Below are 23,563 nucleotides of genomic sequence, written 5' to 3'. Positions count from 1 at the left end.
ATAAAATGTTACCATTAATGAAGAATTTATCCGGAAAAGTAGCAGTTATTACTGGAGGTGGGGGCGTACTTTGTGGCTGTATGGCGAAAGAGTTAGGCAGACAAGGAGTAAAGGTAGCCATTTTGAATCGTACATATGAAAAAGCACAAAAGGTAGCGGAGGAAATTAATAACGAAGGTGGTATGGCGATTGCTATAGCATGTGATGTTGTAGATGTAAATAGTGTGAAGGAAGCGGAAAAAATAGTCTTTGATACTTTTGGAAACTGCGACATTCTTATTAATGGGGCTGGAGGAAATCATCCAAAGGGAATTACTTCAGAAGAAATTCTGCGATTAGAAGATCTTGATAAAGAAGGAATTACTAGTTTTTTTGATTTAACAATGGAGGGATTCTCCTTTGTATTTAATTTAAATATAATCGGTACATTAATTCCTACCCAAATATTTTCGAAACAAATGGTTGGAAAAAGTGGAACAGTTATAAATATATCCTCTATGAGCGCTCCAAGTCCAATGACGAAAGTACCTGCTTACAGTGCAGCTAAAGCTGGGATAGAGAATTTTACAAAATGGTTAGCTGTTCATATGGCTGAAACAGGAATTAGGGTCAATGCAATTGCTCCAGGTTTTTTCTTAACAAAGCAAAATGAAGCACTGCTTAAAAATCCAGACGGGTCTTATACAGAGCGGACGAAGAAAATATTAGCTCATACACCAGTAAAAAGATTAGGAAAACCAGAGGACTTATTGGGAACATTACTATGGCTAGTGAATGAAGAAACAAGTGGATTTGTTACGGGGATTAGTGTGCCAGTTGATGGAGGATTTATGGCATACTCAGGTGTTTAAACATACTCTCTAATAATAACAGATTAAATTTTAAAAGATCTTCCACTAATCCTTAAAGAAATTGTAGATTTATAGTTTTATTTAGTCCCCTTAGTAGTAGGTTGAGGTAAATCCTCACTATTATCCTATAAATATAAATAGTTAAATATTCACTTTGGTAAACCCATCATTTTCTAGAATGGCCAGAAGCCGAGGTTAAACATAGGAAAAAAGATGGAACATGTTATCAAAATAATATTTCCCGGAAAATTTCATTATGCTCAACCAGTTGGGATTTTTGTATTCTATTTGGAGAATTTCTTTATCCAAGTATCTCTAAGCTTTTAGAAAGAGGCTAAATACTTATTCAACCTTGAGTCAGGAAGTAATGTTGGGATCTAACCGTGATTATTTATAAACGATAGCGGTCTATTCTAATGGGCAGTATTCGAAATTTTGTTAAGCTGAAGAATAATGTCTAAAATATTTTATAAAAGTAGAGAAGAGGAGAGATAAGAAAATCGTATAAAATGGAAATGTATTATTAGAAAGGATTATGGCATTTTTATAGGGATTCCTATCGAGTTGCCGCATAAATTGGACTTGAGTGGAAGAAATGAGCGGGAAAGAGAAGATGTTAATAAAATACAGCGCTTTTTTTCAGATAAGATATAAAATAGATGAAGCGGCATTTGTAGAGAAATCCCTTCATCCAAATGGATTAATTGCTACAAATGCAACGGCTTCCTTAGTGGCAGATGGACTTTTTCACCCTAAAAATGGCTGAATTTTTGGAATACATCGATTAAAAAAGGCGAAAGTATCTAAGGTGATAATTGTTTATCCTTTTCTAGTTTACTTGCTTTTAAGTAGTAAATATCGAATAATAAAGCCAAAATAACTTAATATATATATGCTTCATCTAAATTTAAAGAGATATTATTATTCTGGATGAAGCATAAATTTTAAAAAATTCTCAGTTGAGAAGGCTGCAGCACCTAATGCAGAGGAAGCAAAATTGATATCAGAGAATTGGATAGCAAGCTGGGAATGGTGAAAGGGTAGAGTATAATTGTTAATTATTTTTTTCACTTGTGGCTCTATCCATTTTTTAGCTAGGGTAAGTCGATTGCCAATAATGATTTGCTCTGGATTGAAGATATGAATAATATTAATAATTCCAGCACCTAGATGATAGCCAACTTCATTAAATAAATGGATAGCTTGGGTATTTCCTTGGTCGGCAAGCTCAATCAAATCATTCAAATAAACCTGACCATTTATGCTTAACTTTAATTCGACAGCTTTGTTAAGTAGATATTGTTCGGAAGCATAAAGTTCCCAGCAACCTTTATTGCCGCAGCGGCATTCTAATCCATCCTTTTGAATGGTCATATGGCCGATTTCTCCAGAATATCCGAGTGCTCCTTTATACAATTCTCCATTAATGATAATTCCAGCGCCAATTCCAATGGCTGCACTTACATAGATTAAATTTTGATAAGGCTGACCTACTCCGAATTTCTTTTCTCCATAGGCCCCAGTGTTTGCTTCATTTTCAACTAACACAGGAAGATGGAATTCTTCTTCCAGCTGGCTCTTTAGTGAAACATTATTCCAACCTAAGTTTGGAGCGAGGAGAATGTCACCGTCCATATTTGTAATCCCTGGTACCCCAATCCCTATGCCAATTACTCCATAAACAGATTTAGGAGCAGCGTTTATCAAAGTAGTAATAATCTTTTTTATTGTTCGGAGTGTATCTTCATAAGATAAATTTTCATATTTTTCATTTATACGGTATATGATATTTCCTTGCAAATCAGTTAAAATTCCTAAAATGTAGTTAACACCTAAGTCAATACCAATGGAATAACCGGCCATCTCATTAAATAGCAGCATAACAGGTCGTCTTCCGCCATTAGATTCACCATGTCCTGATTCATAGATCAATTGTTCGTTAATAAGCTCTGATACTAAGGAGGAAACAGTCCCTTTTGTTAATCCTGTTTGCTGGGCAATATCTGCTCGAGAAATAGGAGCAGTGTTCTTGATTAAATTTAAACAAAGTGACTTATTTTCTTTTTTTACTAACTGCTGATTCCAAGTAATATGCATCCTGTTCGCAATCCCCTCTTATTCTATTTCTGAACTTCATAGGAATATCATTTCTTTCCGAAAGGTCGTCCTCTACTAATTGATTAATTATACTACAGTTTATCTATTAACCAAACAGAGGGATTGATAAAGTTAGTTTGTTTATTTAATATACAAACTTATATGCAATTGATATAATTTCTATAGAAGTGGTTATCTATTTAGAGGAAAAATAGGGTATTTTACTTGAGAAAATTCTAGCTTCTTTTTTATAGTGGCCATTCAAGAAAAATCAAAAATATCATAGCTGGTGGAGGTGCTAATGGAAATGAATTATAGAAATTTAGGGGATACAGGTCTAAAAATCAGTGAAGTAAGTTTCGGTACATGGGCTATTGGTGGTTCATGGGGAAAAGTCGATGATACAGAGGCATTAAAATCCTTACATATGGCGATGGAAAAAGGCGTAAATTTTTTTGATACGGCCGATGTGTATGGAGATGGACATAGCGAAGAGCTTCTTGCTAAGGCAACGAAGGGGAAAGAGAATCAAATTCATATTGCCACTAAGTTTTGTCGTGGCGGCGATATTTTCGCAAATGAGACTTATTCGGAGGAAAGGGTACGCCAGTACTGTGAAAATAGTTTGAAGCGATTAAATAGAGAAACAATCGATTTATATCAAATCCATTGTCCACCAACAGAAATTTTAAAAGATGGGAGAGTTTTTGAAGTGCTTGATAAATTACAAGAGGAAGGTAAAATTCGCCATTATGGAGTAAGTGTCGAAACAGTGGAAGAAGGACTTATATGCTTGCAGAATCCTAACGTTAAGGCTCTACAAATAATTTTTAATATTTTTCGACAAAAGCCACTTGAGTTATTGATTCCTGAAGCAAAGAGGAAGGGGGTCGGTATTCTTGTGCGCCTTCCGTTGGCTAGTGGATTGCTTACTGGGAAATTTACAAAGGAGCATACTTTTGAGAAAGATGATCATCGTAAATTTAATGAGAATGGGGAAGCTTTTAATGTAGGAGAAACATTTGCTGGACTTGGATTTGAAAAAGGCGTTGCATTAGCAGATGAGCTTGCTTGGATTGGAGAAAGTCGTCAATCAATGGCAGCGGCAGCATTACGCTGGATATTGGATCAACCGAGTATTTCTTGTGTCATTCCTGGTTTCAAAAATCGTCAGCAAATCAATGAGAATTTAAAGGCATTAGAGGAAAAACCATTTAATACAGAGGAATTACAGAGATTGAGAACATTTTATGAGGAAAAGGTCAAAAACGCTATTAGAGGTCCTTATTAAATGGTTAACATACTAAGTATAGAAAAGGTGGGGCAAAACAAAGCGGCTTAGATATAGTCCTATGAAAAGTGAAGTATATTCAGTCTGCGGCTCGTTACTACAAACCTTTTTTAATGAATAAAAAATCAAACAATTATACGAAGTGTTTTTTAGCATCTCCGTATAATTGTTCGGTATAAATTGGTTGGAATGTTAATATTCCAGCTTCTTTTTTTATATGCGTTTATTTTGGTATTTCACTATCCCCTTTAATAAATTTCCATATATCATGAAATACATTTGCTCGATGCAGGGAAGTCACGATAACGAGGGAAACTGGACCAACAATAAGTCCGATAAAACCAAAAAGCTTAAAACCAACAAATAAGGCAATTAAAGTAGCTAATGGATCAAGTCCGATATTGGAAGAAAGGATTTTTGGCTCCATGATTTGTCTTTGAACTAAAACAATAATATATAGCACGGACAATCCAATTGCCAGCACAATCTGCCCTGTGATAATTTCGTAAATAATCCATGGAACAAAGATTAACCCTGTACCGAGATAGGGGATAATATCTACAATTCCAGTTAACAGTGCAATAGTAATAGCATAATCCACTCGAAGTATTAACAGACCAATTAGAATAATGACAGTCGTAATGGAAACAAGCGTTAATTGGGCTTTTAAAAAACCAAACAAAGCTTTTTTTAATTCAAAGAATACTGTTTTACCACTATTTAACCACTTGGAAGGAAAGAACTTTCCAAATTTTAATGATAACCGTCCCCAGTCCTTGCTGATAAAAAAAGTAGCTAATAGAGAAAAAATGAGGACGCTTGCTGCATTTGGAAACCAGGACAGGAAAATAGGAATATTAAGAAAGAAGGATTGTAAAAAATCTCCCATTACCGTTCCAACTTGTTCGCCCACTTTATCTATATTTGTCATAATGGTATCTTGTTGACCAGTACCGAGATTATTGAACGTTTGAGAAATTTTATTATATAATGGAATAATTTGCGCTGCGAACAAATCTTCTATGTATCGAATAATGATGTCTATATGTTTGGGAACAACTTCTCCAAGATAGGCAGCTCCTGCTACAATTTCAGCAATTAGTAAAGAAACCAAACCAGCAAAAACGGATAAAATGAGTAAAATACTTAAAACAACAGCAAAAGCCCTTGGTAATTTGCATTTGAATTGTAGAAAATTAACGAGTGGATTCATTAAAAAAGCAATCAGAAATCCAATAATAAAAGGATAAGTTACTTTGGATAAATAAAAAAAGCTAACAAATAATAGGAATGTAGCTGCTATCACTATGATAAACCGAATTGTTCGGTTAAGATAAGTTAAATTCAAAGTCAATCCTCCCGTTTTTAGTATAATAGAAAATGGGTCATTAGTGATTAGGAACTAGATATAGATTATATATATTCCTTTTTATTTATATTCTCTATACTTATGCTTTTTTAATCGAAATTCCTGCTTTTTAATTTAAATAAAGAAGAGAGAATTTTTAAGTCAATTGCTTTCGAAAAGGAGAGTTAGTTATGTTTTTATTTAGCCAGCCATATTTATTTCTATATTTGCTGTTAGCAATTGCTCTTATAGCTAAAAACAATTCCTTGATTATCGCAGTTATTTTCTTATTAGTGCTGAAACTAATTGGGGTAGATAGTAAGTTATTTTCATTGATTCAATCTAAAGGTATCAATTGGGGCGTAACGATTATTACGATAGCTGTTCTTGTTCCGATAGCCACTGGAGATATTGGTTTTAAAGATCTTACAGCTACCTTTAAATCACCGTATGCATGGATAGCTTTAATTTCTGGAATTATGGTTGCTCTGCTCGCAAAAGGAGGAGTTAGTTTACTAGCCGATTCTCCAGAAATTACAACAGCACTTGTTCTAGGAACTATTTTGTCTGTATCGGTTTTCAATGGAGTGGCAGTAGGACCATTGATTGGGGCGGGAATAGCGTATGCAGCCATTAAAGTAGTCGAGTGGATAACCTAATCCGCTCTCTTATTCTAATTTACCGTTGTAAGATAAAAGACAGGCTATAGGAATTTATGGTATAATTTTAAAAAGAAAGAAATATAGTGTAAAGGAGAATTAGAAAAAATTTTTTTTACTATATCTACAGTTTTTAAGTATAAAATATGAGACATTTTGAAGTTTTTTGTTTATAATGAATGTGTAGTTACAGTTTATCTCATCTATAACGTACCAAATAGTTTATTTTTTTAATTGAAAATGTAAGCATTTTCAATTAGTTTATGCTCACTTTAATTTTTGAAAAAAACTCCCTCCATCTTTTTATAAAATAAATCCGAATTACATTATTAATTGATTTTTTGGTACATATTCAGTTAATCTAACAAAATAGTAAACATTTATTTAAGATGAATTCCATTGTTTTGTTTTACAGATTTTCACAATATTGGTAACTACAACAGGGACAATACTGGGAGTTTGAATGAGTTGTACTAACTATTAAAGAAAAGTTGTAAAGGAGAGATATGTATGGCTGTTACAAAAGGGCTTGAGGGGATTATTGCTACAACATCTTCTATCAGTTCCATTATAGATGATTCACTTGCTTATGTGGGTTATGATATTGATGTGTTAGCAGAGCATTCCAGTTTTGAAGAAGTAGTGTTTTTATTATGGCATCAAAAGTTGCCAACTGATACGGAACTGGCAAAGCTAAAACAAGAATTGGCAGATAATGCTGAATTACCTGTTTCTTTGATTGAACAAATGAAGCTAATGCCATTAAATAACGTACATCCAATGGCAGTACTTCGTTCAAGTGTGTCTTTACTAGGAGCGTATGATGAACACGCCGATGCAATGGATTCTGAAGCAAACTATTTAAAAGCTGTAAGACTTCAAGCGAAAATTCCGACTATCGTAACAGCTTTTTCAAGATTAAGAAAAGGGCTGGAACCAATTTCGCCAAGAAAAGATTTAGGATTTGCTGCTAATTTCCTTTATATGCTTAATGGCAAAGAACCAGAGGCGATTGCTATTGAAGCCTTTAATAAAGCACTTGTACTTCATGCTGATCATGAATTGAATGCGTCTACATTCACTGCAAGAGTGTGTGTAGCTACATTGTCTGATGTATATTCTGGAATTACTTCAGCTATTGGGGCATTAAAAGGACCGTTGCATGGCGGGGCAAATGAGGCAGTAATGAAAATGCTGAAAGAAATCGGAAGCATTGAAAATGTGGAGCCATATATTCGAGAAAAGATGGCCAACAAAGAAAAAATAATGGGATTTGGCCATCGAGTATATCGAAAGGGCGATCCTCGTGCCAAACATTTAAAGGAAATGGCAAGAAAATTAACACAATTGACGGGTGAACCTCAATTATATGATATGAGTGTTAAGATTGAGACACTGTTAAAAGAAGAGAAAAATTTAGTTCCAAACGTAGATTTCTTTTCAGCTTCTGTTTATCATAGTTTAGGTATTGATCATGACTTATTCACCCCGATTTTTGCAGTAAGCAGAGTTTCTGGCTGGCTGGCTCACATTCTGGAGCAGTATGATAATAATCGCCTTATTCGACCTAGAGCAGATTATATTGGGCCAGAGCGTTTGGAATATATTCCAGTTCAAGAGCGATAAAAAAAGGATATAATTTCCCATAGAGTAATAGAATAATATATACTTAATGATGGGTTAATTTACTTTGCGTATTGGCGTTTTCCTTTTTTATTCGTCAGAATAGTAAATATAATTAGCTTATAAAAGCTTGTTATAATAAATTTATTTCATTCTTTTTCCAATGAACGTTGTTACATTGGAAAAGGAAACTATTTTTTACGGAGGGATAGAAACATGCAAGGAGAAAAAATTACAGTAGTAGATGGAGTATTAAATGTACCAGCAAATCCGATTGTACCTTATATTGAGGGAGATGGAATTGGACCAGATATATGGGCAGCATCATCAAGAGTTTTGGATGCAGCTGTTGAAAAAGCATACAATGGGGAAAAGAAAATTGTTTGGAAAGAAGTATTAGCTGGTGAAAAAGCATTTAATGAAACAGGGGAATGGTTACCTTCTGAAACATTGGATGTAATTAGAGAGTATTTAATTGCTATAAAAGGACCATTGACTACACCAGTTGGTGGCGGTATTCGTTCTTTAAACGTTGCCTTGCGCCAAGAATTGGATCTTTTTGTTTGTTTACGTCCAGTAAGATGGTTTGAAGGAGTTCCTTCTCCGGTAAAAAGACCTCAAGATACAGATATGGTTATCTTCCGTGAAAATACTGAAGATATTTATGCAGGAATTGAATATGAGAAGGGCTCAGAGGCTGCTTCTAAATTAATTAACTTTTTACAACAAGAGATGGGAGTTAATAAAATTAGATTCCCTGAAACATCTGGAATTGGAATTAAGCCGATATCAGAAGAAGGAACAAGTCGTTTAGTAAGAGCTGCGATTAATTATGCGATTAAAGAAGGTCGTAAATCGGTAACTCTAGTACATAAAGGAAACATTATGAAATATACAGAAGGCGCATTTAAAAACTGGGGTTATGAATTAGCTGAAAAAGAATTTGGAGATAAAGTATTTACATGGGCCCAGTATGATCGTATTAAAGAAGAACAGGGTTCTGATGCAGCAAATAAAGCGCAATCTCAAGCAGAAGCAGAAGGTAAAATCATTATTAAAGATTCTATTGCTGATATTTTCTTACAACAAATTCTTACTCGTCCAAAAGAATTTGATGTAGTTGCGACAATGAATCTAAACGGAGATTATATTTCTGATGCTTTAGCAGCACAAGTGGGTGGAATCGGTATTGCTCCTGGAGCAAATATAAATTACGAAACTGGCCATGCTATTTTTGAAGCTACACACGGAACTGCTCCTAAATATGCTGGTTTAGATAAAGTAAATCCATCTTCTGTTATTCTTTCAGGTGTTCTATTGCTTGAACATTTAGGCTGGACTGAAGCTGCACAATTAGTGATTCAATCCGTGGAAAAAACAATTGCTTCCAAAGTTGTTACATATGACTTTGCTCGTCTAATGGATGGTGCTACAGAAGTGAAATGTTCCGAGTTCGGTGATGAATTAATTAAGAACATGAATTAATAACAAATTGAAGAAGAGATTGTCTCATCTCTTCTTCCTTTTTGTCCAAAATAGAAGATTTACGGTATTGGATTAGAATGAGATAAGCTGGGAAAAGTATTTACTAAATAGAGTAAAAGGGGACTCTGCTTAGTATCTGCTTATTGGGGGCTTCATTCATTCTCGGTCTAATAAGGGGGAAATAATATGGTTAAACGTAAGAAAATTTCCATCATTGGTGGAGGCTTTACTGGGGCCACAACTGCTTTTTTGCTTGCTCAAAAAGAACTTGGTGATATCGTATTATTAGATGTTCCGCGAAATGAAAACTCCACAAAGGGAAAAGCATTGGATATGTTTGAAGCAAGTCCTGTACAAGGGTTTGATGCAAATATAACGGGAACTTCCGACTATAAAGATACAGCTGATTCTGATATTGTCGTAATAACTGCTGGTATGGCTAGAAAGCCGGGTATGAGTAGAGATGATCTTGTGCAGACAAATCAAGCAATTATGAAATCGGTAACTAAGGAAATTGTTCAATATTCGCCTAATTCTGTTATTATCGTGCTCACTAATCCTGTTGACGCTATGACATATACTGTTTATAAAGAATCGGGCTTTCCTAAAAATAGAGTAATTGGGCAGTCGGGTGTTTTAGATACAGCACGCTTTCGAAGCTTTGTGGCAATGGAGTTAAATCTTTCCGTTAAGGACATTACAGGATTTGTATTAGGCGGACATGGTGATGATATGGTTCCGCTTATACGGTATTCCTATGCAGGTGGTATTCCATTAGAAGCACTAATTCCAAAACATCGCTTGGATGAGATTATTGAAAGAACAAGAATTGGCGGAGCGGAAATTGTAAATTTACTTGGAAACGGAAGCGCTTATTATGCTCCAGCAGCTTCTGTGGTAGATATGTGTGAAGCTATAATTAAAAGTCAAAGACGTATCCTACCTACCATCGCTTATTTAGAAGGAGAATATGGCTATAACGATCTTTATCTAGGTGTACCTACAATTCTTGGCGGAAACGGAATCGAACAAATTATCGAACTGGAGTTAACAGAGGAAGAAAAGGCAGCTCTAGATAAATCTGTTCACTCCGTTCGTAGTGTATTGACAGTATTAAATTAAGTATAAAAGTCGGCAGCTCGATAAAAAAGAGCTAGCCGATTTTTTGTATTTCATTTAATCAATAAAGCTTGATGCTTTATCAGAGACGAATACGAAAAGGTTTAAGTACTATTTCCTATTTGTAAACAGGAAATAAATGTTTTTTCCATTTTTAGTGAACAATATATTATAATGAAAATAGGTATAAGGGGACTTTAGGGGAATTAACATATTTGGAGGCTGTATATGAAGAAAAAGGTTTTAGTTGTAGATGATGAACAATCTATCGTAACTCTACTTAAGTATAATTTACAACAGGCAGGTTATGATGTATTAACTGCCATGGATGGAGAAGAAGGATTGAATCTAGCACTAACTGCTAATCCAGATGTCATCTTACTAGATTTAATGCTGCCAAAAAAAGATGGGATGGATGTTTGTAAAGAATTACGCCAACAGAAAGTGTTAACTCCTATTTTAATGTTAACAGCTAAAGACGATGAGTTTGACAAAGTTTTAGGGCTTGAACTAGGTGCAGATGATTATATGACTAAACCTTTTAGCCCCCGTGAAGTCATTGCTCGAATTAAAGCTGTATTAAGACGAATTCAAATGCAAGTGCCAGCAGCCTCGGATGAAGTAGACGAAGAAGAGGACGATGGTATAAAAATAGGCGAACTAAGAGTTCTTCCTAATTATTATGAAGCATATTTCAAAGGAGACTTATTAGAGTTAACTCCGAAAGAGTTTGAGTTATTATTATATCTTGTAAAAAATAAGGGAAGAGTTCTTACAAGGGATCAACTATTAAGTGCAGTTTGGAATTATGACTTCGTCGGAGATACAAGAATTGTAGATGTACATATTAGTCACTTACGTGAAAAAATTGAAGAGAATACGAAAAAACCAATATATATTAAAACGATTCGTGGATTAGGTTATAAGTTAGAGGAACCAAAGTAAATGAAGAGCTTTAAATCTCGATTAATGGCGAGTGTTTTATTTACTATATTTATCGTGTTTTTGTTCGTAGCAATATTTATCGAATCATATAATAAAAAGACGTTTATGGACTCCTTTGACAGTCGATTGAAACGAGAAGGCACTTTAATCGCAAATCAAATAATGCAAAATGGCGAAGGGTTAGACATTAATAATCGTTTATTACAAGAATATAGCGAAGCATTAGATATACAAATTACTGTTATGGATGAAACTGGAGAGATTCTCTTCAACGAAGGAGAACTGCAGACAGATACAGAATATGAAAATCGAATGCAGAGACTGCTTTCAAATGAAAAAGCTAAAGCGGTAACTATTAATGGAAATCCTAACTTTCATTTTTATCAACAAAAGTTAACTGGTGAAGAGGGGAGATTAGGATATCTATTAATTGGTGCAAAAATCGAAGAAATAGAAAATGCTTATCAGCACATTAATTGGATTATTTTTGCTTCATTTTTCTTGTCGCTTTTAGTGATTTATTTAATTGGCTATAAATTAATTTATCGTTATATAAGACCCATTGAGTCGGCTACTAAAGTTGCTGTCGATTTAGCGAATGGTAATTATCATGCGAGAACCTATGAAGATCGAGTAGATGAAACAGGAGTACTTAGTTCTTCGCTAAATAAAGTAGCTAAAGATATGCAAGAGATGGTAAAAGCACAAGAAATTCAAGAAGATCGTTTAGGAACATTGATTGAGAGTATTAGTAGTGGATTACTATTAATTGATAGCAGAGGATATATCAATTTAATCAATAAATCCTATAAGGATATGTTCTTTGTCCGTTCTGCTGATTATCTCTATAAACAATACTACAAAGTCATTCCATACAGACAAGTGATGGATCTAGCGGAAGAAATATTTATGACTGAGCATAAGGTAATCCGAGAAATGACCCTTGAAATTAAAAATGAGAAAAAAAGTTTCCAAGTATACGGAGTGCCTATTATAGGGACGAATGACCGATGGATGGGGATTTTACTTGTTTTTAATGACATAACAGAATTGAAAAAGCTCGAGCAAATTCGTAAAGACTTTGTAGCCAATGTCTCACATGAATTAAAAACACCTATTACTTCTATTAAAGGCTTCTCGGAAACACTTCTTGACGGTGCTATGGAAGATAAAGAGACGTTAGAGGAATTTTTACGAATTATTTTAAAAGAGAGTCACCGATTACAGACGTTAATTCAAGACCTTCTCGATCTATCAAAATTGGAACAACACCATTTTGCCTTAAATAAAGAGGAGTTTAATCTGGTGGAAATTCTCAATAAAGCGACAAAAATGTTGAAAGGTAGAGCAGAAGCGAAAAATATTAAGCTATTTTTTCCTCAAGCGAATGAAATTATTCAAATTGAGGGTGATAGAAGTAGATTAACGCAAGTTTTTCTAAATCTTATAACGAATGCGGTCATCTATACCCCGAATGATGGAGAAATCACTGTCTATGTCGTGGAAAAGAAACGGAAAATCGAAGTGAAAATCCAAGATACTGGGATTGGAATAGAGCAAGAAGAAATTCCTAGAATATTTGAACGCTTTTATCGGGTGGATAAAGCGCGAAGTAGAAATTCTGGAGGTACTGGATTAGGACTGGCGATCGTGAAGCATTTAGTAGAACTTCATAGAGGAACCATTCAAGTAGAGAGTAAAATGGGAGAAGGAACGACCTTCACTGTTATTTTACATAAGGAATTTCCATTTTAGGAAATAGACTGGAGATTAAGTTTTTTAACCAAATATAATCCCAAACGATTATACGTAAAGTGCTGAAAATTTCGTATAATTGTTTGGGGTTTTAATTATTTTCAGAAAGAAGATTATCCTTTATCTCAGTCGATAGTCTCCAGTTTGTACACCGATAAACATCCTCCTCCGCTTTTCTACTTGTCTAGCTCTAGGTACCAGCGCCAGCTAAACTTCACGATTATCCCTACGATAAGTCAACATCCATTCACTAGCGTTCATGGTGTATCCTTTATCTTGAGAGAATCGCTCCAGTTTACAAGGCGCTAAACGGTACCTTCCGCTTTTCATTGTCTAGCTGCGGAGCCTATCGGTTAGCAAACTTCCGACGATCTCCCTACGATAAGTCAACATCGACTCTCTATCGTTCGTCGTGTATCCTTTATCTCAGTCGATAGTCTCCAGTTTGTACACCAATAAACAGCCTCCTCCACTTTTCTACCTCCTTTACATTGTTTTTACATTTGGTTTATGGTGGGTTTACACTTTGTTGGTACAATTATTTTTGAAGTCCCCCTTATCCATTTGGTTAAGGACTTAAGCTGAAAGCTACCCCGCTTTTGGCTTCCCCTTTTAATAGTGGGTATGGCAGGAAAGGAATCGTAAATGATTGGTGGTAGAATTGTGATCCTCTAATCCATGCCAGTGTCGATATACCTAAATTGTTTTTTTCTTCTGTAAAAATAGCGGAGTTTGTTGTTAAAAGATGTGTACTGCACGCATATTTCCTTGTAGGGTGAAATATGCACGTGTCTAGTAAGACCTCTTTTATCACAATCTCTGCTTTTTTACATTTATGAATATGTCATGTAAAATAAATAGTATTGAGTCGTGTAATAATCCCCGTTTATATACGAGAAAATATACCTTATTAAAAGGATGGAGGAGGATTTCTTGAAAAAGAAATTAATCTTAATTGACGGTAATAGTATTGCGTATCGAGCGTTTTTTGCTTTGCCTCTATTAAACAATGATAAAGGTGTGCACACTAATGCTGTTTATGGTTTTACTATGATGCTTATGAAAATTATCGAAGAAGAAAAGCCAACACATGCTCTTGTTGCCTTTGATGCAGGGAAAACAACTTTCCGTCATAAAACGTTTAGTGAATATAAGGGGGGGCGTCAAAAAACGCCACCAGAATTATCGGAGCAATTCCCTTATATTAGAGAGTTGTTGAAATCCTATGGTATCCATCATTACGAATTAGAAAATTATGAAGCTGATGATATTATCGGAACACTTTCTCTTCAAGGAGAAAAAGATGGTTTTGAAGTGGTTGTTATTTCTGGAGATAAAGATTTAACCCAATTAAGTTCGGATAAGACAACTGTCTATATCACCAGAAAAGGAATTACAGATATGGAGTCCTATACTCCAAGCCATATCCAAGAAAAATATGGACTGACACCTGACCGAATTATTGATATGAAAGGTCTAATGGGGGATAGCTCAGATAATATTCCGGGTGTTCCTGGTGTTGGTGAAAAAACAGCTATCAAACTGCTGAAGGAATTTGATTCCTTAGAAAATTTAGTCCAATCTATTGACAAAGTAAGTGGTAAAAAGCTGAAGGAAAAGTTAGAAGAATTTAAGGACCAAGCTTTAATGAGTAAAGAACTTGCTACTATTTTCAGAGAAGCTCCTTTAACCATAACATTAGAAGATACAGAATTTCCGGGCATGCAAATAGAGAAATTAAAGGAGATTTTTAAAGAACTTGGCTTTAATTCTCTTCTTGAAAAATTAGGAGATGCACCAGAAAAAGAAGAACTTGTATTAGAAGATATCGAATTTAAAACAGTGGAAAATATCACAGAGGATATTTTTTCTGATAGAAATATGATGTATGTTGAAGTACTAGAAGATAATTATCATTATGCACCTATTCTGGGAATTTCTCTTTTAAATGATAACGGCGCATACTATCTTCCAATTGACCATGCTTTAAAGTCGTCTGCTTTTAAAAATTGGGCAGAAGATGAAAAGAAAGAAAAGATTGTTTATGATGCTAAAAGATCGGAAGTATCGTTACGTCATCAAGGAATTCATTTAAAAGGAATTACATTTGATGTTCTTATCGCAGCATATTTAGCGGATCCTTCTGCAACCATTGAAGATGTTGCCTCTGTTGCTAAAAAATATGATTTTACTAATTTGCAATCAGATGAAGTATTTTATGGAAAAGGAGCAAAAAGAAAGGTTCCCGAACAAGAAATATTAGCAGACCATCTCGTGAGAAAAGCATTCGCTTTGAAGGCTATTCAAGAGAAAATGGAAGATGAATTGAGAAAGAACGATCAAGAAGCTTTATTTTACGATTTAGAAATGCCTTTAAGCTTGGTACTTGCTGATATGGAATCAACTGGAGTAAAGGTGGATGTATCTCGACTAAAAGCAATGGGGCAAGAGCTTTCCGAAAGGTTGAAAGAAATTGAAGGTCGAATTTATGAGCTGGCTGGTGAAACCTTTAATATTAATTCTCCGAAGCAACTTGGTGTGATTTTATTTGAAAAACTTGGATTGCCAGTTGTCAAGAAAACGAAGACAGGCTATTCCACATCTGCTGATGTATTAGAGCAACTTGCTAGTTCACATGAAGTAATTAGAGAAATATTAGAATATAGACAGCTGGGGAAATTGCAATCAACCTATATAGAAGGCTTGCAAAAAGTGGTCCATAATGGAAGAATTCATACAAGATTTAACCAGGTACTAACACAAACAGGTCGCTTAAGCTCGATTGATCCTAATTTGCAAAATATCCCGATTCGTTTAGAAGAAGGAAGAAAAATAAGACAAGCGTTTGTTCCGACAGAAGAGGATTGGGTTATTTTTGCGGCTGACTATAGTCAAATAGAGTTACGGGTACTTGCTCATATCGCTAATGATGAGAAATTAATCGAAGCATTTAGAGAAGATCATGATATTCATACAGAAACAGCTATGTCTGTTTTCCATGTAGAAGCTGACGAAGTAACCTCCAATATGCGGAGACACGCTAAAGCAGTTAACTTTGGTATTGTATATGGTATTAGTGATTATGGTCTTTCCCAAAGTCTGCATATTACAAGAAAAGAAGCGGCGAAATTTATTGAGCGTTACTTAGAAAGTTATCCAGGAGTAAGAAATTATATGGAAGAAATAGTAGCAGATGCAAAGCAAAAAGGCTATGTCTCCACTTTGCTTCAGAGAAGAAGATATTTAGCTGATATCACGAGCAGAAACTTTAATCTTCGCAGTTTTGCAGAGAGAACGGCGATGAATACACCAATCCAAGGAAGTGCAGCTGATATCATCAAAAAGGCGATGATTGATATGGCAAAGCGCTTGGAAGTAGAAGGTTTGAAAGCAAAACTATTGCTGCAGGTTCACGATGAATTGATTTTTGAAGCTCCTAAAGACGAAATAGACAAGCTAAAAGAAATTGTTCCAGATGTAATGGAACATGCAGTTGAATTAAGTGTGCCTTTAAAAGTGGACTATTCTTACGGCCCAACTTGGTATGATGCGAAATAATAAAGTCTTGTTTTCCAAAAGATTACTATTTTTTCAATGGTAATAATTAGGCGATGGTTTAAAGTAACAAATTTTACGAACCATAAAATACAAAAGAAATTTTTTACAAGAAAGGAGGAGATAGAAGTGCCAGAATTACCAGAAGTTGAAACGGTACGTAAAACGCTGAAACAGCTGACGCAAAATAAAATAATAAAAGAAGTGGTTGTATCATGGGCAAAAATGATTAAAAAACCAGAAAATGTGGAAGAATTTTCAGATGCATTGGTTGGTCAAACCATTTTAGATGTTAAAAGACGTGGGAAATTTATATTAATTGAAACAAATGATTTTACCATCGTCTCCCATTTGCGAATGGAAGGTAAATATGGAGTTTTTCAAGCGCAAGAGCCAGTTGATAAGCACACACATGTTATTTTCTTTTTTGAAGATGGTTCAGAGCTAAGATATAAAGATGTCCGGAAATTCGGTACTATGCATTTATTTAAAAAAGGGGAAGAATTAAACGCCATGCCCCTTTCCCAATTAGGACCTGAACCTTTTGCTGCTGACTTTACGATAGCGAATTTTTCAGAGCGTTTATCCAAAACGAATCGCAGTATCAAAACAGCATTGTTGGACCAAAAGATTGTGGTTGGGTTAGGAAATATATATGTAGATGAATCTTTATTCCGGAGTGGCATTCATCCGGAGAGAGTAGCAAGTTCTCTAGAAGAGAAAGAAATAGAAAAATTATATAAAGAAATCATTGCTACTTTATCTGAAGCGGTTGAAAAAGGTGGTAGTACGATCCGCTCTTATGTAAACACCCAAGGACAAATTGGAATGTTCCAGCTTGAACTATATGTATATGGTCGTAAAGGCCAAGAGTGCAAAGTATGTGGCCATACTTTAGAAAGAATTATAGTCGGTGGAAGAGGAACCGTTTTTTGTCCTAATTGCCAAAAAAAATAAAACAATAATCCTGAATTAACATTGGATGGGCTCTTTCCATATAGTATATTACTATTGATTTGGAAGGAGCTTATCTTTATGGTCCAGGTGTTTTCTCTTTTATTATTAGCAATCGCTGTTAGCATCGATAGCTTTAGTGTTGGTTTTACGTACGGACTTCGAAAAATGAAAATGCCCCTAAATTCTATTTTGATTATCGCCTGTTGTTCCGGTTTGACACTTCTGATTGCGATGTTAGTTGGTCATGTTATCTCAAGGATATTCTCCCCTTCGTTTGCAGAGAGTATAGGTGGGATTATTTTAATCCTATTAGGTGGTTGGATTCTTTATCAATATTTTAAGCCAAGCAAGGAAAAAGAAATACTAACAGAAGAAAAGAATATTATTAATTTTGAAATAAAATCTTTAGGGATTGTCATCAATATTTTAAAGAAGCCATTAACAGCCGATTTTGATAAATCAGGAACAATTACTGGGCTAGAAGCAGTTGTGTTAGGTTTCGCCTTGTCTTTGGATGCATTTGGAGCTGGAATTGGTGCTTCTATGCTAGGATTTCCTCCATTACTTTTAACGCTTGCTGTGATTTTTATGAGTACTTCCTTTGTTTTATTAGGGATTTATCTAGGGAGATTTCTTTCAGAGAAAAGTTATATGGATAAATTCTCCTTTATTCCTGGGATTATCCTAATCATTATTGGCATCTTTAAACTTTAATTTTTTATTTATGAAATTGGTTTTTTTAAGGCGGTGAACCTCCTTGGCTAATCGCCTTTAGAATTATCTATCTTCTTTCCTTTAAAAAGAGAAGGCTTTTTTCTCGATTTTGTTACATACTAAAAATCAATAAGGTAGGTATTTTTATGACGTTAATAGTTGGATTAACGGGAGGAATTGCGAGTGGAAAATCAACAATTTCCTCTTATTATCAATCACTAAATATTCCGATTATCGATGCGGACATTGAATCAAGACTCGCTGTGGAAAAAGGAGAACCAGCATATATAAAAATAGCGGCTCATTTTGGTAAGGAAGTTTTACATTCAGATGGAACGCTAAATCGCCAAAAGCTGGGAGAAATTATTTTTTCAAATGAAGAGGAACGGCGTGTGCTTAATAGTATTGTGCATCCTGATGTTAGAAGAAGGATGGAGGAGAAGCAGAGACAAGCAGTGGAAGCTGGCGAAAAAGTGGTGATTTTAGATATTCCCTTGCTGTTTGAAAATAAATTAAATCATACAGTTGATCGAACAATCTTAGTATATGTAGATCAGGATACTCAAATTGCGCGATTAATGAAAAGAAACGATTTAAGTTATGAGCAAGCGCTTAAAAGAATAAACGCTCAAATGCCGTTACAGGAGAAACTTGCACTTGCTGATGAAGTAATTAATAATAATGGATCGATGGAAGAGTCAATCCACCAAGCAAATAGAATTTTAAAAAAATGGGGAGTTTCCCCTCGCTGAATTTCATCTTTTAATAGAGAATTTTAGATAATTACTTGTACAAGCTTGTAATTTTATATAATATGAAGATAAGTATATACATGGAACAAAGAATTCGGAGCTGATAATAGAGATGAGATGTCCTACCTGTCAACATAATAACACCCGCGTTCTTGATTCACGACCAGTTGATGAGTATAAATCGATTCGAAGAAGAAGAGAATGTGAAGCTTGTGGGAATCGATTTACTACTTTTGAAAAGGTAGAAGAAATTCCTTTGATTGTAGTGAAGAAGGAAGGGACGCGTGAAGAATTTAGCAGGGATAAAATATTGCGCGGCTTAATAAGAGCTTGTGAGAAGAGACCGGTAGCTTTAAAACAATTAGAGGAAATAACAGCAGAAGTAGAGAAAGAACTTCGCAGTAATGCTGCTTCCGAAATAAAAAGTGAAGCAATCGGTGAGATGGTAATGGATCGACTGGCGAAAATCGATGAAGTAGCGTATGTACGTTTTGCATCTGTATATCGCCAATTTAAAGATATTAATGTGTTTATTGATGAATTGAAAGAATTAATTAAAAAAGATTAAAAAGTTACATGGAAAAGATTACTAAGGGAGCTAAAGATTTCTTTGGCTCTTTTTTGCCTTTCCTCCCTGTGGCGGAAAGGATTGAAATAGAAAGGAAGGATGAGTATGTCTCAGCATTGGCAAGACCTGCTTCCCGTCGATAGATATCGAGTAGCGGTGAATGGACTGTTGAGTGATTATGATCGAAAGACAATCACCTTCTTATATCAACCATTAATTGGGACAAAGTGTTTAGCTTTATACATGACCTTATGGGCAGAAGTGGAAGAAAATCGCTTGTGGTCTCTGACAAATACACATCATAGCTTAATGAATTTTATGAGTTGTGGTTTAAATGATATATATGAAGCAAGATTAAAGTTAGAAGGAATAGGTCTTTTAAAAACATATTTAAAGAAAGAAGATGGCAATCGGTCGTTTATCTATGAACTACAGCCGCCTTTATCACCAGCTCAGTATTTTCTTGATGGAATGTTAAATGTTTATTTATATAGAAAAATTGGAAAAGCACAGTATAGCAGATTGAAAAAATTCTTTTCGGATGAAAAAATCGTGGATCCTAGTTTTCAGCCCATAACGAAAGCCTTCCAAGAGGTGTTTGTGTCTGATCATAGTGGAGCTGTTCGAGCAATGCATGAATTAGAGGAAGAAGAGACTGCTGATCAAACCTATATGGGAAGAGAAGAACAAGTTGGAATACAAATTACTAAGAGCGATTTTGACTTTGAATTGTTATATGCAGGAATACACGATTCTTTATTATCGAAAAAGGCATTTACGAAAAAGGTGAAGGAAGCAATCCATAATCTTGCCTTTATTTATGGAATTGATCCGATTCAAATGAAGAATATTGTCATTAGTGCGATTAACCAACAGGATGAGATTGATATTGAAGAACTGAGAATAGCTGCTCGTGATTGGTATCAATTTCAACATAATGACTTGCTGCCGATGTTAGTGGATCGGAAACAGCCGCAAAAGGATTATTCATCAACTGATGCGCCAAAATCACAAGAGGAAGAATTAATCTATTATTTAGATCATACCTCCCCGCGTCAAGTGTTGAAGGACGTTTCAGGAGGGGCAGAACCTTCCAAAACAGATTTGCAAATAATCGAAGAAATAATGTTTTCGCAGAAGCTGCTTCCAGGTGTAATCAATGTACTAATTCAATATGTTATGCTAAAAACAGATATGAAATTGACAAAGGGATATATGGAGAAGATTGCTGGCCAATGGGTTAGAAAGAATATCCGTACAGTAAAAGAGGCAATGGCTCTAGCCAAAAAAGAGCATAAGCAATATATGGAATGGGCTCAAGGTAAAAAAAATCCACAGTCGAAGTCAACCCGAAAAGTTATTCGGACAGAAAAAATTCCCGAATGGTTTGGGCAAAATCAGGATAACGAAGGAACGAAGAAAACGGAGGGAAATACTTCTTCTAAGGAAGCAAACGATCAAGATTTGGAACAAAAAAAGCGTGAGCTGGAAGAACGCATAAAAAAATTATAATATCAGGTGGTGGAGTAAACGGTGGAAAGAATTAACGATACCTTAAAGAAATTTGGTGCGGGTAATAATTTTCAGGAACGATACCGTGCTATGAAGCAGGAAGTGCTTGCACATCCTGATGTAAGAGCCTTTCTACGAGAGCATGAGGATGAGCTTACTTCCAATGCGGTTGATGTTGGCATGATAAAGCTATATGAATATGCCAATCAAAGCAAAGCTTGTAATAAATGCCCTAGTCTTCAGGAATGTGTAAATATGATGCAGGGATACCATCCTAGTCTAGTAATAGTCAGAGGGAATATAGAGATTCAGTATGACCGTTGTCCCCGTAAGTTGACGGAAGATAATCAGAAGAAAAAAGAGAAGCTGATTAAAAGCTTATATGTACCAAAGGATATTCTAGAGGCTTCCTTTAATACCATTGATCTTGACGGAGAGAGAATGGAGGCAGTGGAAGCGGCTATCCGATTTGTAGAAGATTATAAACCTGGTGAAAGACATAAAGGGATCTATTTTTATGGAGAGTTTGGTGTAGGAAAATCGTATATTTTAGGAGCAATTGCTAATAAGCTTTCACAAAAGCAAATTTCCTCTATGATTGTATATGTTCCTGAATTATTTAGAGAAATGAAGAGCTCCATTGCTGATAGTACATTAAATGATAAAATCGAAAGTATAAAACGTGAGCCTATTTTAATGCTGGACGATATCGGAGCAGAAACAATGTCTAGTTGGATTCGAGATGAGGTGCTTGGGCCGATTTTGCAGTTCAGAATGTTAGAGAATTTACCAACGTTATTTACGTCCAATTTTGACTTTAGTGGCTTAGAGCATCATCTTACTTATTCGCAAAGAGGAGAAGAGGAAAAGATGAAAGCGATGAGAGTAATGGAGAGAATTCGTTATTTATCTACACCTATTCGCGTCAAAGGGAAAAATAAGCGACTATAATAAGTTAAAAAGTTTCAATTTCTATGAAGGAGAAATGTGTGTTGACGGAAATTTCAAATGCGGAAAAATTAGCAATAAAGCGATATAATCAGTTTCTTTTCTTTGTATCAATAACGATATTGTTATTGTTAATTCCCTTTTTTCTATCTTTTTACAGCCCGGGAATCTATAAGATAATCCTAGCGTTATTAGTATTTGGTTTAACCTATACGTATATAACAAAGAATAGAAGATTACTTGCATATATTAGAACTCGATGCGAAAAGCGTTCTATTTCGTTTCAAAAATTGTATATAGGATATATTATTTTGTATGCTCTCGTATTAGGAGCTATCCTATTTTTTTTATGATTGGTTTATAAAGTGGTGAGGACAGACTAAGTGGATAGTCTGTCTTTTTTGTTTTTTAACTATTTTTTATAATCGTCCATTAATCTGCATACATATTTTAAGTCTATTTTCTACCTCCCCCCCATATATATGAAATCGAGGACTTCTTTATAAAGGGGGGATACGGTTGATTGAAATTCAATTTCATGATCAAAAAGATGCTTTGAGATTTTTGCGCATACTGAAGAAACAGGTAAAATATGTGGAGTCGTTTGACAGAGTGGACGACGACAATAAGTGTATAGTCGTTAAAACAGATGGAAGCAGTCAGGAGATAAAGAAATGCTTAACCGCTTTTATCTTGCATATAAAAACAGATGATTGGGCGAGAGAAATATTAAAAAATCGTTATTTCTATATGGATGAACTAGAACAGCGGAGTATATTAGAAATACTTCACAGTTTAGTGGAGGAAGAGCGGGAAGGACTTACCACTTTAATAAAAGAGATAAACATAAAGAGTTGTCTTTCAGAGTGTATGAATAACTTCATAATAGAACAACATAAAGAATTTTCCTTTGATTCCTTTGTGACCTTTCGATTAAAGTCTTTTATTGGAAAGTTGATAAAATACATAGAATTATCGATTGATGAGTACAAAATGGAACAAGAATATCAGGTGTTTATTCATACTTTGCGAAATTCCCTTTCCAAAAAGGCTGCAAAAGTGAATCATATTCATGTGTTAATTGATCTAGAAATACAATTTTTTGATACAGAATACCGGGAAATTCCCCAGCAAGAGCTAATGATGCTGTATGATCAAAAAAATGTTGTTTCTTCTACCCATTATATCGATCCCTATTCTCTAGGACCATTGCTTGCGATCGCACCGAAAACTATCTTTTTGTATACAGAGGATAGAGAATTACCTATTGTGCGAACTATTTTAAATATTTTTGAAGAACGAGTACAACTTTTAGATAAAGAACAGTTTTTTCTAAGAATAAGCACACAGACAGAAATGAAGTAAGTTTCCCTTTAATTCCCTT

The 23,563-nt window shown here is 34.9% G+C and carries 19 protein-coding genes; 17 read left to right on the top strand and 2 right to left on the bottom strand.

Annotated features, from left to right (window positions below; all coding sequences use genetic code 11):
• The first annotated feature begins 5 nt into the window (after window positions 1–5).
• Together NSS71_RS12515 and NSS71_RS12510 are read left to right on the top strand one after the other, a co-directional pair.
• Window positions 6–851: an SDR family oxidoreductase gene (locus tag NSS71_RS12515; protein ID WP_047941876.1), complete on the top strand. Its 846-nt coding sequence runs from the start codon at window positions 6–8 to the stop codon at window positions 849–851.
• 595 nt (window positions 852–1,446) lie between these two features.
• A complete protein-coding gene (locus NSS71_RS12510; protein ID WP_186325646.1) occupies window positions 1,447–1,617 on the top strand; it encodes a hypothetical protein in 171 nt (56 codons plus the stop codon).
• A 155-nt stretch (window positions 1,618–1,772) separates the two neighbouring features.
• On the opposite strand, the gene NSS71_RS12505 is transcribed toward NSS71_RS12510, so the two are convergent.
• A complete protein-coding gene (locus NSS71_RS12505) occupies window positions 1,773–2,948 on the bottom strand; it encodes an ROK family transcriptional regulator (RefSeq protein ID WP_061798707.1) in 1,176 nt (391 codons plus the stop codon).
• Window positions 2,949–3,255: 307 nt separating this feature from the next.
• Here NSS71_RS12505 and NSS71_RS12500 point away from each other — a divergent pair, with 307 nt between their 5' ends.
• Window positions 3,256–4,239, top strand: coding sequence for an aldo/keto reductase (locus NSS71_RS12500; protein ID WP_095258050.1), 984 nt, complete (start codon window positions 3,256–3,258; stop codon window positions 4,237–4,239).
• Window positions 4,240–4,462: 223 nt separating this feature from the next.
• Here NSS71_RS12500 and ytvI read toward each other — a convergent pair whose 3' ends face one another.
• Entirely contained in the window at window positions 4,463–5,587 is a 1,125-nt protein-coding gene (ytvI, locus tag NSS71_RS12495; protein WP_047941878.1) for a sporulation integral membrane protein YtvI, read from the bottom strand.
• Window positions 5,588–5,778: 191 nt separating this feature from the next.
• Here ytvI and NSS71_RS12490 point away from each other — a divergent pair, with 191 nt between their 5' ends.
• The 14 genes from NSS71_RS12490 (at window position 5,779) to ytxC (ending at window position 23,544) form a co-directional block, all read left to right on the top strand.
• Entirely contained in the window at window positions 5,779–6,246 is a 468-nt protein-coding gene (locus NSS71_RS12490; protein ID WP_047941879.1) for a DUF441 domain-containing protein, read from the top strand.
• 510 nt (window positions 6,247–6,756) lie between these two features.
• Window positions 6,757–7,872 (top strand): citrate synthase, encoded by a 1,116-nt coding sequence (gene citZ, locus NSS71_RS12485; RefSeq protein ID WP_047941881.1) that lies wholly within the window; start codon window positions 6,757–6,759, stop codon window positions 7,870–7,872.
• Between the two features lie 213 nt (window positions 7,873–8,085).
• Window positions 8,086–9,354, top strand: a complete 1,269-nt coding sequence (icd, locus tag NSS71_RS12480) for an NADP-dependent isocitrate dehydrogenase (protein ID WP_047941882.1) — start codon at window positions 8,086–8,088, stop codon at window positions 9,352–9,354.
• A gap of 186 nt (window positions 9,355–9,540) precedes the next feature.
• A complete protein-coding gene (gene mdh, locus NSS71_RS12475) occupies window positions 9,541–10,476 on the top strand; it encodes a malate dehydrogenase (RefSeq protein WP_047941883.1) in 936 nt (311 codons plus the stop codon).
• Between the two features lie 225 nt (window positions 10,477–10,701).
• Entirely contained in the window at window positions 10,702–11,418 is a 717-nt protein-coding gene (locus NSS71_RS12470; RefSeq protein ID WP_047941884.1) for a response regulator transcription factor, read from the top strand.
• Window positions 11,419–13,173: a two-component system histidine kinase PnpS gene (gene pnpS, locus NSS71_RS12465; RefSeq protein WP_047941885.1), complete on the top strand. Its 1,755-nt coding sequence runs from the start codon at window positions 11,419–11,421 to the stop codon at window positions 13,171–13,173.
• Window positions 13,174–14,106: 933 nt separating this feature from the next.
• Window positions 14,107–16,731: a DNA polymerase I gene (polA, locus tag NSS71_RS12460; RefSeq protein ID WP_053215650.1), complete on the top strand. Its 2,625-nt coding sequence runs from the start codon at window positions 14,107–14,109 to the stop codon at window positions 16,729–16,731.
• Between the two features lie 126 nt (window positions 16,732–16,857).
• Entirely contained in the window at window positions 16,858–17,685 is an 828-nt protein-coding gene (gene mutM / locus NSS71_RS12455; RefSeq protein ID WP_047941888.1) for a DNA-formamidopyrimidine glycosylase, read from the top strand.
• A gap of 78 nt (window positions 17,686–17,763) precedes the next feature.
• The gene (gene ytaF / locus NSS71_RS12450; protein WP_047941889.1) at window positions 17,764–18,399 is read left to right on the top strand and encodes a sporulation membrane protein YtaF; all 636 of its coding nucleotides are present in this window, start codon (window positions 17,764–17,766) and stop codon (window positions 18,397–18,399) included.
• 146 nt (window positions 18,400–18,545) lie between these two features.
• A complete protein-coding gene (gene coaE, locus NSS71_RS12445) occupies window positions 18,546–19,151 on the top strand; it encodes a dephospho-CoA kinase (RefSeq protein WP_047941890.1) in 606 nt (201 codons plus the stop codon).
• Window positions 19,152–19,263: 112 nt separating this feature from the next.
• Window positions 19,264–19,719, top strand: a complete 456-nt coding sequence (nrdR, locus tag NSS71_RS12440) for a transcriptional regulator NrdR (protein ID WP_047941891.1) — start codon at window positions 19,264–19,266, stop codon at window positions 19,717–19,719.
• Between the two features lie 105 nt (window positions 19,720–19,824).
• Window positions 19,825–21,231, top strand: coding sequence for a replication initiation and membrane attachment family protein (locus NSS71_RS12435; RefSeq protein WP_047941893.1), 1,407 nt, complete (start codon window positions 19,825–19,827; stop codon window positions 21,229–21,231).
• A 21-nt stretch (window positions 21,232–21,252) separates the two neighbouring features.
• Complete coding sequence (gene dnaI / locus NSS71_RS12430; RefSeq protein ID WP_047941895.1) at window positions 21,253–22,182, top strand: primosomal protein DnaI; 930 nt, start codon at window positions 21,253–21,255, stop codon at window positions 22,180–22,182.
• A 516-nt stretch (window positions 22,183–22,698) separates the two neighbouring features.
• Window positions 22,699–23,544: a sporulation protein YtxC gene (gene ytxC / locus NSS71_RS12425; RefSeq protein WP_047941897.1), complete on the top strand. Its 846-nt coding sequence runs from the start codon at window positions 22,699–22,701 to the stop codon at window positions 23,542–23,544.
• Window positions 23,545–23,563 lie beyond the last annotated feature (19 nt).

The sequence above is a fragment of the Niallia sp. FSL W8-0951 genome, from assembly GCF_038006525.1.
Lineage (GTDB): Bacteria > Bacillota > Bacilli > Bacillales > Cytobacillaceae > Niallia > Niallia circulans.
This window is presented reverse-complemented; position numbering and strand designations above follow the sequence as displayed.

Coding starts and splice junctions, on each gene's coding strand:
- coaE (WP_047941890.1), top strand. CDS start 18,546: ATGACGTTAATAGTTGGATTAACGGGAGGAATTGCGAGTGGAAAATCA.
- ytaF (WP_047941889.1), top strand. CDS start 17,764: ATGGTCCAGGTGTTTTCTCTTTTATTATTAGCAATCGCTGTTAGCATC.
- pnpS (WP_047941885.1), top strand. CDS start 11,419: ATGAAGAGCTTTAAATCTCGATTAATGGCGAGTGTTTTATTTACTATA.
- NSS71_RS12470 (WP_047941884.1), top strand. CDS start 10,702: ATGAAGAAAAAGGTTTTAGTTGTAGATGATGAACAATCTATCGTAACT.
- nrdR (WP_047941891.1), top strand. CDS start 19,264: ATGAGATGTCCTACCTGTCAACATAATAACACCCGCGTTCTTGATTCA.
- citZ (WP_047941881.1), top strand. CDS start 6,757: ATGGCTGTTACAAAAGGGCTTGAGGGGATTATTGCTACAACATCTTCT.
- icd (WP_047941882.1), top strand. CDS start 8,086: ATGCAAGGAGAAAAAATTACAGTAGTAGATGGAGTATTAAATGTACCA.
- NSS71_RS12505 (WP_061798707.1), bottom strand. CDS start 2,948: ATGCATATTACTTGGAATCAGCAGTTAGTAAAAAAAGAAAATAAGTCA.
- NSS71_RS12510 (WP_186325646.1), top strand. CDS start 1,447: ATGAGCGGGAAAGAGAAGATGTTAATAAAATACAGCGCTTTTTTTCAG.
- NSS71_RS12515 (WP_047941876.1), top strand. CDS start 6: ATGTTACCATTAATGAAGAATTTATCCGGAAAAGTAGCAGTTATTACT.
- NSS71_RS12490 (WP_047941879.1), top strand. CDS start 5,779: ATGTTTTTATTTAGCCAGCCATATTTATTTCTATATTTGCTGTTAGCA.
- NSS71_RS12500 (WP_095258050.1), top strand. CDS start 3,256: ATGAATTATAGAAATTTAGGGGATACAGGTCTAAAAATCAGTGAAGTA.
- mdh (WP_047941883.1), top strand. CDS start 9,541: ATGGTTAAACGTAAGAAAATTTCCATCATTGGTGGAGGCTTTACTGGG.
- NSS71_RS12435 (WP_047941893.1), top strand. CDS start 19,825: ATGTCTCAGCATTGGCAAGACCTGCTTCCCGTCGATAGATATCGAGTA.